We start from the raw sequence: 14,318 nt of genomic DNA, 5'->3' as shown, positions 1-14,318 counted from the left end.
AGATTGACGGAAATCGAACGCCATCTTGAGCTCTCATTGGAAAAAATCCAATAGATTTCGCTTTAACCGCCCTTTTTACGCCCTTCAGGGCCTAATCTATTGGAAATATCCAATCAAGTCGTCATATCTACCATTAATTTTCCAGTTCTATTGGATATTTCCAATCAGAACATTGTGGCGTCAGACCGCGAGGAACCTGCGGTGTTTCATTACTTAAACTGCCGGCTCCCCAGCTCCCTGCCACACGCTTTACTTCGGCAATTGGAACGAGCTCTTCAGCGAGACGACCAAGTTGAACACCGGTTTGCCCGGCTCCGAATATTTCGTATCCACGTTGAAGTAGCCATGCCGGAAAAATTGGAATTTGTCTTGCGGCTTCGCATCCTTCAAGCCTGGCTCGACAAAGCCGTGCACCACCTTCAGCGAGTTCGGGTTGACCAGATCGAGGAATGACTTCTCCTCGATGGTGTCCTCATCCGCTTCCTCGTCCATAATCAGCGGCTCGTACAGGCGGAACTCGGCAGGCACCGCGGAACTTGCATCCACCCAGTGGATCGTGCCTTTCACCTTGCGGCCGGTAAACCCGCTGCCGCTTTTCGTTTCCGGATCATACGTGCAGTGGATTTCAACCACGTTGCCGTCCGCGTCTTTGATCACGTCATTGCATTTGATGAAATACGCGTGCTTCAGCCGAACCTCGTTGCCCGGGAACAAGCGGAAATACTTGCTTGGCGGGTTCTCCATAAAGTCCTCGCGTTCAATGTAAATTTCCCGCGAGAAAGGAATTTGGCGGTTGCCCATGTCCGGGTTTTCGCTGTTGTTTTCCGCTTCCAGCATTTCGGTTTGCCCTTCCGGGTAGTTCGTAATGACCACCTTAAGCGGGTCGAGCACCGCCATCGTACGCGGCGCTCTGAGCTTCAGATCCTCGCGGATGAAATGGTCCAGCGTTTTTGGATCGATGCTGCCGTAAGCCTTGGAAATGCCGGCTTCATACACAAACGCCTTGATCGCTTCCGGCGTCACCCCGCGGCGGCGCAATCCCGAAATCGTCGGCATGCGCGGATCGTCCCAGCCGTCCACATACCCTTCGTCCACCAGCATTTTCAGCTTCCGCTTGCTCGTCACCGTCTGCAGCAGATTCAGCCGCCCGAACTCGTATTGATGCGGCACCTTCGGCATTTCCGTTTCGGCGATCGTCCAGTCATAGAACGGACGCTGCTCCTCGAACTCCAACGTGCACAGCGAATGGGTCACACCTTCGATCGCGTCCTCCAGCGGATGGGCGAACGCATACATCGGATAAATACACCATTTGTCCCCAGTATTGTGGTGTGACGCATGCACGATGCGGTAAATGACCGGGTCGCGCAGGTTGATGTTCGGCGAAGCCATGTCGATTTTGGCGCGCAGCACTTTTTCGCCGTCCTTGAATTCACCGGCCCGCATCCGCGCGAACAGATCGAGGTTCTCCTCCACCGAACGGTCGCGGTAAGGGCTGTTTTGCCCCGGCTCCGTCAGCGTACCGCGCAGCTCGCGGATTTGGTCGGCACTGAGATCGTCCACGTAAGCCTTGCCCTTTTTGATCAGCAGCACGGCGCGGTTGTACATTTCCTCAAAATAATCGGAAGCGAAATGCAGCTCTTCCCATTCAAAGCCGAGCCACTTCACGTCTTCCTTGATCGAATTGACGTATTCGACGTCTTCCTTGACCGGGTTCGTATCGTCGAACCGCAGATGCGTCCGTCCCCCGAACTCGTCGGCCAACGTAAAATTGATCCAGATCGCTTTGGCGTGTCCGATGTGCAAGTAACCGTTCGGTTCCGGAGGAAAACGCGTCACCACGGTTTGCACTTTGCCGCTCTTCAGATCCTCCGTGATAATGTTTTTAATAAAATTGGGAGGGGTGCTGTTGTTTACCACAGGTATCAACCTTTCCATTTCATAAGTATCTGTATACTATCCCCGATTTTCTTCTTCTAAATATACCGATATCTCCGCAATTGTTCAATGGCCTGGCGCATCCGCCTGCTTTGGCGGCAATTTTCTGCTAAGATAAAATCAATATATCACACCATCATGCGAAAGGAAGCGACCGAACCATGCCTTTAAAGCCCATCCATCTGACAAAAGAACAACGCAACCTGGTAATCCCCCAAATTCAGCAATTTTTTGAGGAGGAACGCGGCGAAACGCTGGGAGAACTTGCGGCGGACGGGGTGCTTGACTTTTTTCTGACCCGCATCGGGCCGTATGTATATAATCAGGCGTTGGCGGATTGCCGCCAGGTGTTGAACGAGCGCATGGTCAACCTGGAAGAGGATATTTACGCCCTGGAGGTTCGTCCCCAGTTGCCGCGTTAATTAGCGCCACCCGACTCTACCGGAGCAAATCCCGGGCGCCCCGCCCGTGGCGGCTGCCGGAGTTTGAAGCGCCTCCGGCACTACACCTTGCGCCACATTAAGATATCGTCCACATATTGTCCGCCTATAAAAAACTCGCCAACGAGCCGCCCCTGCTCCACAAATCCGCAGCTTTCGTAAAAAGCCACGGCCCCGGGATTGCTGGCCAGTACACGCAGGCACAATTTGCGTACGCCCCGCTGCGCGGCGAACGCCAGCAGCGCATCCATCAACGTGCGCCCGATTCCCATCCGCTGGCATTCCGGATGGATGGCGATGTTCAACTCGAGCACATGGGTATTGCTCGGCAGCGGGGTCGGCGGTTTAAAGCCGATGTAGCCGCAGACTTGTTCGCCGATTCCGGCCACGATTTGGCTCCCCGGCGGGCAGCTTTGCAAAAACTGCTCGCGCGAATCCCAGACGAGCCGCTCGGCCGGTGTGTTCCGCACATCCCAGACAAGCCGGTCGATCTCCATCAAAGCAGGCGCATCGCGCATTTCCGACAAACGTGTCCAAACTTCGCCTTTCATCCGCTTCCCTCCTCTTTTAAAGCTTTACGTCTTTTTCTTCATTTTACACGTTTCGCAGACCTCATGGTCAACACCCTGCCTAAGGGCGGTCTTACATTCCCGATGCGATGCCGGTCGTCTCCCGGCCTTCCCGGTTCATAAACGCATGGATTAGAAACGCGCCGATCGCCAGCACCGCAATCACCACCGCCAACCAGGCCACCGGGACCAGTCCGTTCCAATCGAACAACACGCCCATCGCGTAAGGCCCCACCACCCGGCCCGCAACCCCCATCCCTCCGACCAAACCGAGGTAAAAAGGAGCCCCCTTGCCCGTACGGTCAGAAATAAACGACGGAATCGCCGGCGATATAAGCATTTCCCCAAACGTCGTCAGCACCATCGCCAGCACCATGCTTGGATAAGTGTGAAAACCTAAAATGGTCACGTAACCGAGCATATAAAACAAGGCGCTGGCCGTCATCTGCGCTTGCGGCGAACCAGCGAAAGTGCGCTTGATCCAGAGCACGAACGGCTGCCCGACAAAAATCAGCACCCCGTTCAGCGTCCACAGCACGCTGTAGTTCCATTCCGGCATCCCCTGGGAGATCGTAAACGGCGATACGCCGTTGTTCCAAATGCAATTGGCCAGCCACAGAAAAAATGAGCCAATCCCCATAAACAAATAAACCGGATAACATTTCATCAACGTCCAAGCGCTCTGGCCTTCCGCTACGGTTTTACGTTTTTCCACATGCAGCTCGCCTTGACTTTTTTGAACTTTGTTCAAATAAAACCAGAAAAAAACCGCAAATGCCGCCGATGTCAGCCCGTTTAGAATAAAACTCAAATCGTAGGAAATCTGCGCCAAAAAGCCGCTGAGCGCCGTACCTACGGCAACGCCGATGTTGTTCGCCACATAAATGACGTTAAACAGCTCGCCCCGCCGCTCCGCGAAGCGAAAGCCAATGAAGGCTTGGATTGCCGGCATGGACATCGAGTTAAAAAAGCCGACCATAGCAATCAGCAGCATGAACAAAGCCCAGTTGCCGCTGCCGTAAGGCAGGAGCAGCAAAAACAACGCGTTCAGGCCAAGCCCGCCCACAATCAGCCGCGTGACCCCCAGCCGGTGATACAGGGCCCCGCCCAATAGCTGGCCGGCGATGCCGCCCAGGGACATGACCAGAATGACCAGACCCGCATCCGTCACCGACCTGCCCAATATTTTAAACACGAACATCGTGATCAGCGGCCACATTAAAGAACCGCCGGCGGAATTGATCAGACTGGCCACCAAAAAAACTTTAACCTCGCGCGGATAAGCACTCAGCCATTTCATTCCGTTACTCCTCCCCTCTGTGCATGCAGTTCTGTATATATCCATAAAAAAAGAGCCCCCAGGGGCTCTCCGCACTCTAGCACATTGCCCAGATTACAATAGTATCGCTCAAAAGGGCAAGCCAGGCAAGTACATCTATTGCCGCTTTACATTAACGACGGTGGAAAAAAACACCGCGCCTCCTCCCAGATCGGCAAGCCGGTCGGGCGTGAGGGCATTGGCCCGCGTGCGGCGTCCGTCTTCCTGCTCCCACCATAGCCCTTGGCTGACGACGATGCCCGGCAGCATTTTGTCGGTGACGGATGCCTTTACAAGGTAGCTGCCGCGGTCGTTCCACACCGTTACTTCGTCGCCGTCTTCAATGCCGCGCTCCGCCGCGTCCCGCGGATGGATTTGCAGCAGCGGGCTTTTTTCGAGCGCGGTCAGCTTCTCTACGTTGCCGAACGTCGAGTTCAGGAAGCTGTGGTTCGGCGGCGAGATAAACATCAGCGGGTAAACCTCTCCCTCGCCCGGCCGGCGTTCGCCGTCATAGCCCTCACGCAGCGGCACATAAGTGGGCAGCGGCGGCTGGCCGGCCCTTTCCATCGCGGCGGAATACAGCTCGATTTTTCCCGAAGGTGTCTTTAAGCCGTCCAAATAATGCTGCTTGTGCTCCATATTCAGCTTCACGAAGCGCTGCTCCTGCAGCTTTTCCAGTGTAACGCCCTGCAAATAAGGGTTATGCGGGAACTGCAGCGCCTGCCGGATCATATCCTCCTCGCTGTCCCGGAACGCTTCCTCCTCGAAGCCCATCGCCGCCGCCAGCAGCTTAAACGTCTCGACGTTGCTTTTGCTTTCGCCCCGGGCCGGAATGACCGGCTCCTGAAGCTGGACGTAATGATGCCAATAAGAGCTGTACAAGTCGGTATTCTCAAAAGAGGACGTCGCCGGCAGCACGATATCGGCGTATTTGGCCGTGTCCGTCAGGAACAGGTCGTGCACAACGGTGAACAGATCCTCCCGCTGTAAGCCCTGCTCCACCCTCGCGGTATTCGGCGCGACCACCGCCGGGTTGGAGCAGTACACGAACAGCGCGCGGATCGGCGGATCGAGCGTCAGCAGCGCTTCGCCAAGCTGGTTCATGTTCACCGTGCGGGCGCCCGGATTTGGCCGCAGGTCGGCCCGTTCCAGCGCGGCCGCGTTCATTTTCCCGTAAGCGCCGTTCGACTTGTACGCGCCGCCGCCGGCTACGAGCCACTGGCCGGTCAGCGCCGGCAGGCAGCTGATCGTGCGCACGGTCATGCCGCCGTTATCGTGGTGCTGCAGGCCGTTCCCGATATGGATGTAGGCCAGCGAAGTCTCGCCGTACAGGACAGCCAGCTTCACGATGTCTTCCGCCGGCACGCCCGTGATCGCCGCAACGCGCTCCGGCGTATATTGCTTCACATGTTCGCGCAGCTCGGCGTGACCGGTCGTGTGCCGCTCCAGGAACGGTTCGTTCACGAGCCCGCGCTCGAACAGCACGTGCATGATCCCCAGCGCGAGGGCGCTGTCCGTTCCCGGATACAGCGGAATAAACCAGTCGGCCCGCTGCCCGGTGCGGTTGCGATGCACATCGATCACGACCAGCTGCGCCCCCTGTTTGCGGGCTTTTTCAATCAGGGCGACCTGGTGCATGTTGGTGCTGACGAGATTGCCTCCCCAAACGATGATCAGCTTCGCGTTTACCGTCTCTTCCGGGCTGGTCCCGCCGCCGAAGCCCATCGTATATCTCCATCCCGCGTTCCCCGCGGAATTGCAAATGCCCTGCTGCAGCTGCGTCGTGCCCAGGCGGTGGAAGAAGCGCCGGTCCATCCCGTCGACGCTGAGAATCCCCATATTGCCGTAAAAGCTGTACGGCATAATCGACTCCGGCCCATGCTCACGGATAAGCTCCTTGTATCGCCCGGCGATTTCCGCCATCGCCTCTTCCCAGGAAATCCGCGTGAATTTCCCTTCGCCTTTAGCCCCTACCCGTTTAAGCGGGTAAAGCACCCGTTCCGGATGGTAGACCCGCTCCGCCATATTGCGGACTTTGTTGCAAATCGCCCCTTGGGTCGCCGGATGATCGGGATTGCCCGTTACCTTCACGATTTTTCCATTCTCTTTATGAAGCAGCAAGCCGCAAGTATCGGGACAATCCAGCGGGCACACCGCCGGAAACACCCCGTTCTCTTCGTGGATCATTTCCATCCCCTCCTGTCTTAGCTATTGTAGAAAAAAGCTTTTGCGTTTGTCTACTGCCGCGACATCTTGATTGGATATTTCCAATAGATCAAGCTCGAAGGGGCTCAAAATGGTGATTTAAGCGGAATCTATTGGATTTTTTCCAATGAAGCTGCACAAAAAAAGACCGCCCCTCACAAACCAATAATGAGGAAGCGGCCTGTCGTGCCTTCACGGAATGCGCGGATCATGCCGGCCTATACGGATCATGCCAGCGATGGAGCTACTCCGGCTACACCCTAAATCATATACCTTTAACCTTACGCCTTAAGCACTTAGACCTTAAGCACTTACGCCCTAAGCCGTTTTGCTGCCCGCCTTGGCGGATACGGAAGCCCCTGCCTCCTGGCCTGCGCCGGAGTCGGCTTTCATTCCCCGATCCTTCAAATAAGCCGTCCAATACGCCCCGGCCACGAACAGCCCGCCGCCGGTCAAATTGCCGAGCCAGACCGGGACGAAATTGCCAAGATATTCTCCCCAGGAGAAATATCCTTCGAAAATAGCCGCTGGGATCAAAAACATATTGGCCACGACGTGCTGAAAACCGATGGCGACAAACGCCATCGTCGGGAACCAGATACCGAGGATTTTGCCGCTCATATTATCGGCACCGTAGGACAGCCAGACGGCCAGGGCCACCAGCCAGTTGCAGCCGATCCCGGAAACAAACGCCTGCAGGAAGCTGTCGTCCAGCTTATGCCCCGCCATATCGACCAGTTTATCCAAATACGGCCCGCTTGCCGTCAATCCGACGACATGGCCGAAAAAATAAGCGACAAACAGCGCTCCGACAAAATTGCTCAATGTGATCAGCACCAGGTTTTTACACAATTCGCCGGTCGAAATCCGCTTTGCCATCCGGGCCAACGGAACGGCCATCATATTGCCCGTCAGCAGCTCTCCGCCAGCCAATAGCACGAGAATAAGGCCGATCGGGAACACCGCCGCGCCAATGAATGTGGCAAAGCTCCCCCACTCCGCCGGAGCGCTGGCGATGACGCGGATATCAAGCAGAAAACCGAGAGCGATAAACGCTCCGCCGAGAAACCCGAGGATCAGCACGGTCAGCAGCGGATTGTGTGCCTTTTTTATCCCGTTCTCCACGGTCACTTCGGCAATCTGCGCGGGTTTATAGTAAGCCATGATTCAAGTCTCCTTCTATTCATTTCACTTTAATGCCCGAGTCTATTGTAGCGTTCCCGCTTCCTCCAAATAAGTAACATAAATCACGAGAGGTGAAAAAATTCACATTTATTCTGTCAGTAATCCACCGCAACCGTGTACCTCTTCTTCAAGTAAAAAAGCCGACATCCGAAGCGCGAGGCTTCTTCCGTCGGCGAGTTGCGGCCGCTTCGAGGCGAAGGTTGCCATTTCCTTCTCCTCGGTTAAGCGTGTACAGGCTGCTTATTCGGCACTTCCGGCAGCGCTCCAAGGCCGGCGCTGTTCAAGAAGTTCCACGGTTTGTTGTAATGCGGCTGGAAGAAAAAGTCGACAAAGGCCAGCTCCTCCATCTTCATGCCGTTTTGAATGCATACCGACATCGTATTAATCGACTGGGTCAAATCCGCTTTCGACATGATTTGCGCGCCCAGAATGCGCCGTGTGTTTGGCTCGTAAACAACCTTCAGCGTAACCGGCTCATGGGTCGGCATAAATTCGGGACGGTAATTGTCGTTTATAAGCACCGCTGCGGCCTCAAGCCCCGCATCCTTGGCGGCCGCTTCCGTCAAACCGGTTGCCGCGATGTTGTCCTCATAAATCTTGATGCCCGAGGTTCCCTGGGTGCCAAGGTATTTTACGGTCGGCGCCACCAGGTTGCGGGCGACCAGCGTCCCCATACGGACCGCGTTTGTTGCGAGCGGAATGTAGGCATGCTTGCCGGTCGGGTTGTAGAATACCGCACAGCTGTCGCCCGCCGCATAAACGTCCGGCTTGCTGGTGCGCATGTATTCGTCCACGATGATCGCCCCGTTGTCGAGCATATCCACCTGGCCTTGAAGCAGCCCGGTATTCGGACGGAAGCCGATGCACATGATCACCAGATCGGCGTCATATTTTCCCTGATCGGTTACGACTCGGGTTACCTTGCCTTCCTCACCCTCGAAGCGGGTTACTTTTTGTCCAAGCGCCAGTTGAATGCCATGATCGCTAAGCGATTGCTCGATTTTGTCCGTGTATTCAGGGTCCAGATATTTGCTCAGAATCCGGTCCTCCGCGTCGATCAAGGTAACTTGCTTGCCATTCAACTGAAAAGCTTCCACAAGTTCCACACCGATATAACCGGCGCCTACGACGACGATATTTTTCGCTTGTTTGGCCTTTTCGATAATCGTATTGGAATGGTTGAAGTTTTTCGAAAGCACGATGTTTTCCAGCTCAATGCCCGCGAATTTCGGCACGATTGGCCACGATCCGGTCGTAACGACCAACTTGTCGAACGTGTCTTCAAATTCTTCACCGGTGACCAAATTACGGGCCAGCAAGGTTTTGGCGTCCGTATCGACCGCTACCACCTCATGGCGCATTTTCGTGCGAACCCCCAGCTCCGCCAGTTGCTCCGGCGAGGAGTAAAACAAGCCCTGCGGGTCTTTTACCATCCCGCCGACGTATAACGCGATCCCGCACGACAGGAACGAAATGTTGTCGTTCCGTTCGTAAACGGTAATGTGCGCTTCCGGGTATAATTTGGCGATATTGACGATGGCGGCCGTGCCTGCGTGTGTACATCCGATAACTGCAACTTTCATGATGGTTTCCTCCTCGAAATGTTTGTTTATTTTTTCACATATTCAGACATAAATGTGAAAGTGTTCACTTAAGTGACTGCATTTTTGTGAAATGTTTCACCTTATGTCTTATATTATAGTGTGACATTTTTCACATTGCAAGCGGTGAATAGATTTTTTTAAAATATTCACAATTTTAATTAAGGCTCAAAACCGGGATCATTGCTTGACGAATTAAATTATGACTTCGGCTCTGAGGTGGCTGTCTATAGCGTTCGTGTCTTGGTGTCTTGGTGTTTTGGTGTCTCTGCTTGCTGCCTTGCACGATTATCCCCTTCGTTCAGGGGGCGGGGGGTGGGGGCTAGTGTACGGGATAATGAAAAGAAGAAATAAGAAAAAAAATGAAGCGGTTTAGGTGAGATTTTTGGCTTGAAAATAGAACATATGTTTGATATGATTAAATAAAAAGAACATATGTACGTAAATTCTTGATTTGGGAGGTGAGCGGATATGGAAGCCAATGCGGGAACGGAGCTTCAACCATTCAGTAGCCGTTACCACAGCGAGCAGGACTGCATGGAGGCGCTAATCGCGATGAAGTGGCCAAACGGCTTTGTCTGCCCGCGCTGCGCTCACACCCGGTGCAGCCGTCTGACTTCCAGGCATATCCCCTTGTTCGAATGCGGAAAGTGCAAGCATCAAACGTCGGCTTTGGTCGGTACGATTTTTGAAGGAACGCATCTGCCCCTGCTCAAGTGGTTCGAGGCCCTGGATTTGTTCCTGCTTGAGGGCGGCATCTCGGCGATGCGGCTGAGACAGGTGATCCGAGTCACCTACAAAACCGCCTGGTTGATGCTTCACAAAATACGCCATGCCGTCGGGGAATTCGATGCCCGGGAACTGCTCTGCGGAGACGTGAAAGTAAACAGCGATCTGTACGGGCGCGATCCGTCCCGGTGTCAGTTTACGCATCCGTATGCCACGGCGGTTATAGCGGGCTGCACGGTCACGGAGTCGGGCGAGCCGGAGCAGGTCAAAATCCGCCTGGTGCCGCATAAAAGAGGAGACGGACAAAGGGCAAACCGTCACGAACTCGCCGCGTTCATCAACGGGCATGTGGATGTCCGTACATCGGTAGTACAGTCGTTCCCTCTAGCCTTTCGTCTGTATGCGCCCTTGCGGAAAGTGGTGAGAGAAGCGTGGGAATCGCTGAAGAGTACATATATAGCCTTGGGACTGAAGCATCTGCAGGCGTACCTGAACGAGTATACCGGACGCCGCCGGCTGCGCCTGCCCGGAGCGAAAGAAACGATGCGGCAGAAGTTGCTGCGCATGTGTGTGGCGATTCCGGCGATCCCTTACCGCCGACTGATCGCGCGCCAACCGAACCAGCCCCTTGCGGCTGCAGCCTAATAGAAATGCTTGAACGGTACAGACGTTGCTGCAAACGGATTCAGGCTGCAGTATGATCACGGTCTTTTCATTTTTTCCGGTGTCTTGCCCCATCCCTCCCGTCAAGTCTGCTTCCCTTCTCCTAGACCTCTTTCTTCTAAACCGGTCTAATGATCTCGAACATGTATGCTTACCCCGAATATATCCGCTTCTCTCAAATTTATATCCTTCTCCTGAATGTGTATCTTCTTCTCTGTTTCATGATCAAACGGGATAATCGTGCAAAGCGTCTGGCCAGCGGATGTTGATCCTGCCGACCAACCCACCGGCTTGACTATTAAGCACTAATTATTAGGTTGAGTCTCAATTAATAAAAAAATAAAGCCGCTCCACGCAGCGGCAGTCGAGTTACTGCGCTTGGGAAGCGGCCATTTTTTCCATGATCTCGAGACGTTTGGCTTCTCTTTCCTGCTTGGTCAGCTTCGGGCAGCCGTAGCAATAGCCATGCCCGGTATCCGTCCGGTAGGCTAGGCAGCAAGTGGGCTTCATGGGCGTTTTCTCGCCCAGCCGGTAAGGATCATCCAGCAAAACTTCCTTGACGTTAAAAGGATTCCGCTTCAGTCCGAACCATGATGCAGGCAGTTCTTTGGCGAGATAGTCGTAATCCTCCAGCAGCCGGGAGCGCTGCGCCTCATCCTCCAGCTTGCCGGCGATCGCGCGGACGTAATATTGCACGCCCAGCGGAAGTTGCCCCCACAGCTGCGTCAGCGGCACCCCGGATACAGCGGCGATGCTCTCCATCACCGGGCGCAAGACCTCCAGATAGAATCCGCCCAGCTCATTTTCCCGCCACGCGTCCCGTTCTCCTTGCGGCCAAGGCATTTCCTCCGGATCGTTCAACACGAAATAAACCCACGGAAACTGATTGACTACAGCAACCTGAATAGTAACATTTTCAAGCGAAAAACGGAGCCGGCTCGGCGTCACAGACAGCATATACTGCAGCGCTGTGCACACCACCCGCCAGGCTGAGGCGAAATAAGTCGCTGCAACCTGGATATCGAGCCCCTTAATCTGCTCCTGGTAAAATTTCAGAAAAGACTCCATCCGTTCACGATCCGTCAGTCCGGCTGCCGGCACTGTGAGCAGAGCGTCTTGGCGTTCCTTCGTCACGATACACAATTGCTGTTCAAGCAGCTCATAATCGATTGGCATTCTTTTTTCCTCCAGCCCGGTTTCTTCCCGCCGCATAAGCTAAGCTACTGGAACGAAACCACTTTACGCTCCGGTTCCTCCCGCCCGTCCTTGGCCGCAGGACGAACTTTGCCTTCGGTAGCGGCGCGGTAGAGCTCGTAAGGAAGACACAGCGGCACCCCGCTGCGGGGGTCCGTCACAATATCCGCTTCAATGCCAAACACGTCGCGCAGCACGGGGGAAGTGACCACCTCTTCAGGAGTTCCCGAAGCTACAGCCTGGCCCTTTTTGATCGCGATCATATAATGGGCGTAGCGCGCGGCATGGTTCAAGTCATGCACAACCATCACAATCGTGCGTTGCGATGACGCGTTCAATTCCTCTAGCAGCTGCAGCACTTCCAGTTGATGCGCCATGTCGAGGAAGGTCGTCGGTTCATCGAGGAACAAAATATCGGTCTCCTGGGCCAGCGCCATAGCGATCCAGGCCCGCTGACGCTGCCCGCCGGACAGTTGCTCCAAAGCCCGGTCGGTAAATTCGCCCATTCTCGTCGCTTCGATCGCCCACTCGACAATTTTGCGGTCCTCCGCCTTTAACCCGCCAAAGCCTTTTTGATGGGGGAAACGTCCGTACGACACCAGTTCATACACCGTTAGCCCCTCCGGCGCCGTCGGGTTCTGCGGCAGAATGGCCAACTGCTTGGCGACTTCCCGGGTCGATTGCTTATGAATCGATTTGCCGTTCAGCAGTACAGTCCCGGCCTTTGGCTGCAAAATCCGCGCCATCGTTTTTAAAACTGTGGATTTGCCGGAGCCGTTGGCGCCAACCAGCGCTGTAATTTTCCCTTCCGGAATGGAAATATTCAAGTCCTCGACGATCAGGCGGTCCTCATAGGCAATATCCAAATGGGAAGTTTTCAATGAAACCATGGCACTCTTCCTTTCCGTGTGCAGCCGTTAATTTCTCATCATTCAGTATCTATACGCTCATAGCTATCAGCTTCATCAAGACTTCATTTATATTTCATCTTCACCTTTAAAGATACTGATAATCATTATCATTTGTCAACTGTTAAATAAAATTTTCACCCTTTAACGGCCCTGTTCCTCACGCAGTCATAACATCCGCCCCACGATGAATAACATCCTCCTATTGGAAAAATCCAATCAAATCGTTACACACGAAAAGGACGCCATCAGGCGCCCTTTTTGATGTTTATTTCTTGTTTGTTAATACTGTAATCCTTACTGCCCGGATACCGGCACAGCATCATAATATTCTTCCAGCGTAATGCCGCGTTCGGCAATATCCGCCGCGATCTCTTTACCGACATAGCGGAGGTGCCATGGTTCGTATTTATACCCGGTAATGTCCTCTTTGCCTTCCGGATAACGGATAATAAAGCCGTATTCCGCCACATGATCGGCCAGCCAAGCCGCTTCCTTCGTATCGCCGAAGCAGCTCTCCGCCGCGCATTTACCGTCGCTGCCCGAAACGTCGATCGCCAGCCCCGTCTCATGCTCGCTGTGACCGGGAACGGCGCTGTAGGTTTTGGCTTTTTCTTCGCCGTCTTTCTTCACGTAACGGTTAAACAAAGCGGTCTGCGTGCTGTGCGAACGATACGCGGATACGCCAGCGAGATAAATGCCGTCCTTCTCGGCGCCGGAAAACAACTCTTCCAATGCCTCCGCCGCCTCTTTGCGCATCATCCGCTTTTCGATTTTTTCCTTGAACGTAAACCGGACATCGGGATATACGAGATCCTTCGGCTCATAATCATCCGGCAGGGCAAACTGCTTGTTAATCAAGACGGCGCTGCTGTATGGATCGGAGGCCGCAGCCGTGTCCACGCTTTGACCGCTGTCCGTGTCCGTGCCGGAATTTGCCGGCCCGTTCCCCGCGCCTGCATCCGCCGCCCCGGAATCAGCCGGGCTATTCGTGTTATCATCAGGATTCACTGCGCCGCTATCCCCTGTTTCGGCTCCCGCTGCGTCGTTTCCTCCGGCGGCTGCCCCGCCGTTTGCCTCTGCAGCATTCCCCGTCCCCGGAGACGAAACTTGCGGCTCACCCGCTTCTTTATCTCCGCAGCCCGCAAAAAGCGCCGCCGCCACCATTAGGGTGATGGCAGCCGTCAGCGTGCCTTTCTTGCTGTACATCCTGGTTCCTCCCCATTAGGTCGATCGCTAGTAGCTTTAAGCAACAAACCATTTAGTGTCGTTTTTCATTTTATCTATAATTTTAACGAAAACCTTACGCAATAAGTTGCATAGAAAATAACAACGGTGTGGGCAAGGGCATGTGCCATCTGCGCCGCGCAAGCGAGGCGCAGCAATCCGGCTCGGGGCCCCGCCTGCGCGGGCCGCCGCCATGGCGCCGGGCTACCGCCCCCGGCGCCCGCGCCCGCCGCCGCGTCCGGCTTCGCCACGGCGGCTCTGCCCTTGCGCACGCGCAGCGCCTCCGCCGGAGCCGCGCTGCGCGTGCGCCTTCTCGCCGCGGCGTTTCCCCTCGCCGCGGC

At 54.8% G+C, this 14,318-nt stretch carries 11 protein-coding genes; 2 read left to right on the top strand and 9 right to left on the bottom strand.

From position 1 onward, the window contains the following. Nucleotides 1-249: 249 nt before the first annotated feature. Nucleotides 250-1,938 carry a glutamine--tRNA ligase/YqeY domain fusion protein gene (locus tag ACLD72_RS29165; protein WP_411003851.1) on the bottom strand — a complete coding sequence of 563 codons (1,689 nt, stop codon included), beginning with the start codon at nucleotides 1,936-1,938 and terminating at the stop codon, nucleotides 250-252. Nucleotides 1,939-2,099: 161 nt separating this feature from the next. On the opposite strand from ACLD72_RS29165, the gene ACLD72_RS29160 reads away from it, so the two are divergent. Continuing rightward, nucleotides 2,100-2,360, top strand: a complete 261-nt coding sequence (locus tag ACLD72_RS29160; protein ID WP_251591780.1) for a DUF2164 domain-containing protein — start codon at nucleotides 2,100-2,102, stop codon at nucleotides 2,358-2,360. Between the two features lie 80 nt (nucleotides 2,361-2,440). On the opposite strand, the gene ACLD72_RS29155 is transcribed toward ACLD72_RS29160, so the two are convergent. The 5 genes from ACLD72_RS29155 to ACLD72_RS29135 form a co-directional block, all read right to left on the bottom strand. Beyond that, nucleotides 2,441-2,929: a GNAT family N-acetyltransferase gene (locus ACLD72_RS29155; RefSeq protein ID WP_411003850.1), complete on the bottom strand. Its 489-nt coding sequence runs from the start codon at nucleotides 2,927-2,929 to the stop codon at nucleotides 2,441-2,443. A 91-nt stretch (nucleotides 2,930-3,020) separates the two neighbouring features. Then, the gene (locus tag ACLD72_RS29150) at nucleotides 3,021-4,247 is read right to left on the bottom strand and encodes an MFS transporter (protein WP_411003849.1); all 1,227 of its coding nucleotides are present in this window, start codon (nucleotides 4,245-4,247) and stop codon (nucleotides 3,021-3,023) included. A 135-nt stretch (nucleotides 4,248-4,382) separates the two neighbouring features. Continuing rightward, nucleotides 4,383-6,452, bottom strand: coding sequence for a molybdopterin-dependent oxidoreductase (locus ACLD72_RS29145; protein WP_411003848.1), 2,070 nt, complete (start codon nucleotides 6,450-6,452; stop codon nucleotides 4,383-4,385). A gap of 336 nt (nucleotides 6,453-6,788) precedes the next feature. Further along, nucleotides 6,789-7,634, bottom strand: a complete 846-nt coding sequence (locus tag ACLD72_RS29140) for a formate/nitrite transporter family protein (RefSeq protein ID WP_411003847.1) — start codon at nucleotides 7,632-7,634, stop codon at nucleotides 6,789-6,791. 242 nt (nucleotides 7,635-7,876) lie between these two features. Then, a complete protein-coding gene (locus tag ACLD72_RS29135; protein ID WP_411003846.1) occupies nucleotides 7,877-9,238 on the bottom strand; it encodes an FAD-dependent oxidoreductase in 1,362 nt (453 codons plus the stop codon). Between the two features lie 489 nt (nucleotides 9,239-9,727). On the opposite strand from ACLD72_RS29135, the gene ACLD72_RS29130 reads away from it, so the two are divergent. Then, nucleotides 9,728-10,630 carry a transposase gene (locus ACLD72_RS29130; RefSeq protein ID WP_458476414.1) on the top strand — a complete coding sequence of 301 codons (903 nt, stop codon included), beginning with the start codon at nucleotides 9,728-9,730 and terminating at the stop codon, nucleotides 10,628-10,630. Nucleotides 10,631-11,017: 387 nt separating this feature from the next. Here ACLD72_RS29130 and ACLD72_RS29125 read toward each other — a convergent pair whose 3' ends face one another. From ACLD72_RS29125 to ACLD72_RS29115, 3 genes are all read right to left on the bottom strand, one after another. After that, entirely contained in the window at nucleotides 11,018-11,860 is an 843-nt protein-coding gene (locus ACLD72_RS29125; protein WP_458476412.1) for a hypothetical protein, read from the bottom strand. Nucleotides 11,861-11,868: 8 nt separating this feature from the next. Continuing rightward, complete coding sequence (locus ACLD72_RS29120; protein WP_410995668.1) at nucleotides 11,869-12,732, bottom strand: ABC transporter ATP-binding protein; 864 nt, start codon at nucleotides 12,730-12,732, stop codon at nucleotides 11,869-11,871. Nucleotides 12,733-13,047: 315 nt separating this feature from the next. Continuing rightward, nucleotides 13,048-13,959 carry a D-alanyl-D-alanine carboxypeptidase family protein gene (locus ACLD72_RS29115; protein WP_410995667.1) on the bottom strand — a complete coding sequence of 304 codons (912 nt, stop codon included), beginning with the start codon at nucleotides 13,957-13,959 and terminating at the stop codon, nucleotides 13,048-13,050. Nucleotides 13,960-14,318 lie beyond the last annotated feature (359 nt).

The organism is Paenibacillus lacisediminis (genome assembly GCF_046567315.2).
Note: the sequence above shows the minus strand (reverse complement) of the source record. Positions and strands in the feature narration are given on the sequence as shown.

Excerpts from the sequence above, each read along its gene's own strand:
- ACLD72_RS29165 (WP_411003851.1), bottom strand. The coding sequence starts at position 1,938 with ATGGAAAGGTTGATACCTGTGGTAAACAACAGCACCCCTCCCAATTTT.
- ACLD72_RS29160 (WP_251591780.1), top strand. The coding sequence starts at position 2,100 with ATGCCTTTAAAGCCCATCCATCTGACAAAAGAACAACGCAACCTGGTA.
- ACLD72_RS29155 (WP_411003850.1), bottom strand. The coding sequence starts at position 2,929 with ATGAAAGGCGAAGTTTGGACACGTTTGTCGGAAATGCGCGATGCGCCT.
- ACLD72_RS29150 (WP_411003849.1), bottom strand. The coding sequence starts at position 4,247 with ATGAAATGGCTGAGTGCTTATCCGCGCGAGGTTAAAGTTTTTTTGGTG.
- ACLD72_RS29145 (WP_411003848.1), bottom strand. The coding sequence starts at position 6,452 with ATGATCCACGAAGAGAACGGGGTGTTTCCGGCGGTGTGCCCGCTGGAT.
- ACLD72_RS29140 (WP_411003847.1), bottom strand. The coding sequence starts at position 7,634 with ATGGCTTACTATAAACCCGCGCAGATTGCCGAAGTGACCGTGGAGAAC.
- ACLD72_RS29135 (WP_411003846.1), bottom strand. The coding sequence starts at position 9,238 with ATGAAAGTTGCAGTTATCGGATGTACACACGCAGGCACGGCCGCCATC.
- ACLD72_RS29130 (WP_458476414.1), top strand. The coding sequence starts at position 9,728 with ATGGAAGCCAATGCGGGAACGGAGCTTCAACCATTCAGTAGCCGTTAC.
- ACLD72_RS29125 (WP_458476412.1), bottom strand. The coding sequence starts at position 11,860 with ATGCGGCGGGAAGAAACCGGGCTGGAGGAAAAAAGAATGCCAATCGAT.
- ACLD72_RS29120 (WP_410995668.1), bottom strand. The coding sequence starts at position 12,732 with ATGGTTTCATTGAAAACTTCCCATTTGGATATTGCCTATGAGGACCGC.
- ACLD72_RS29115 (WP_410995667.1), bottom strand. The coding sequence starts at position 13,959 with ATGTACAGCAAGAAAGGCACGCTGACGGCTGCCATCACCCTAATGGTG.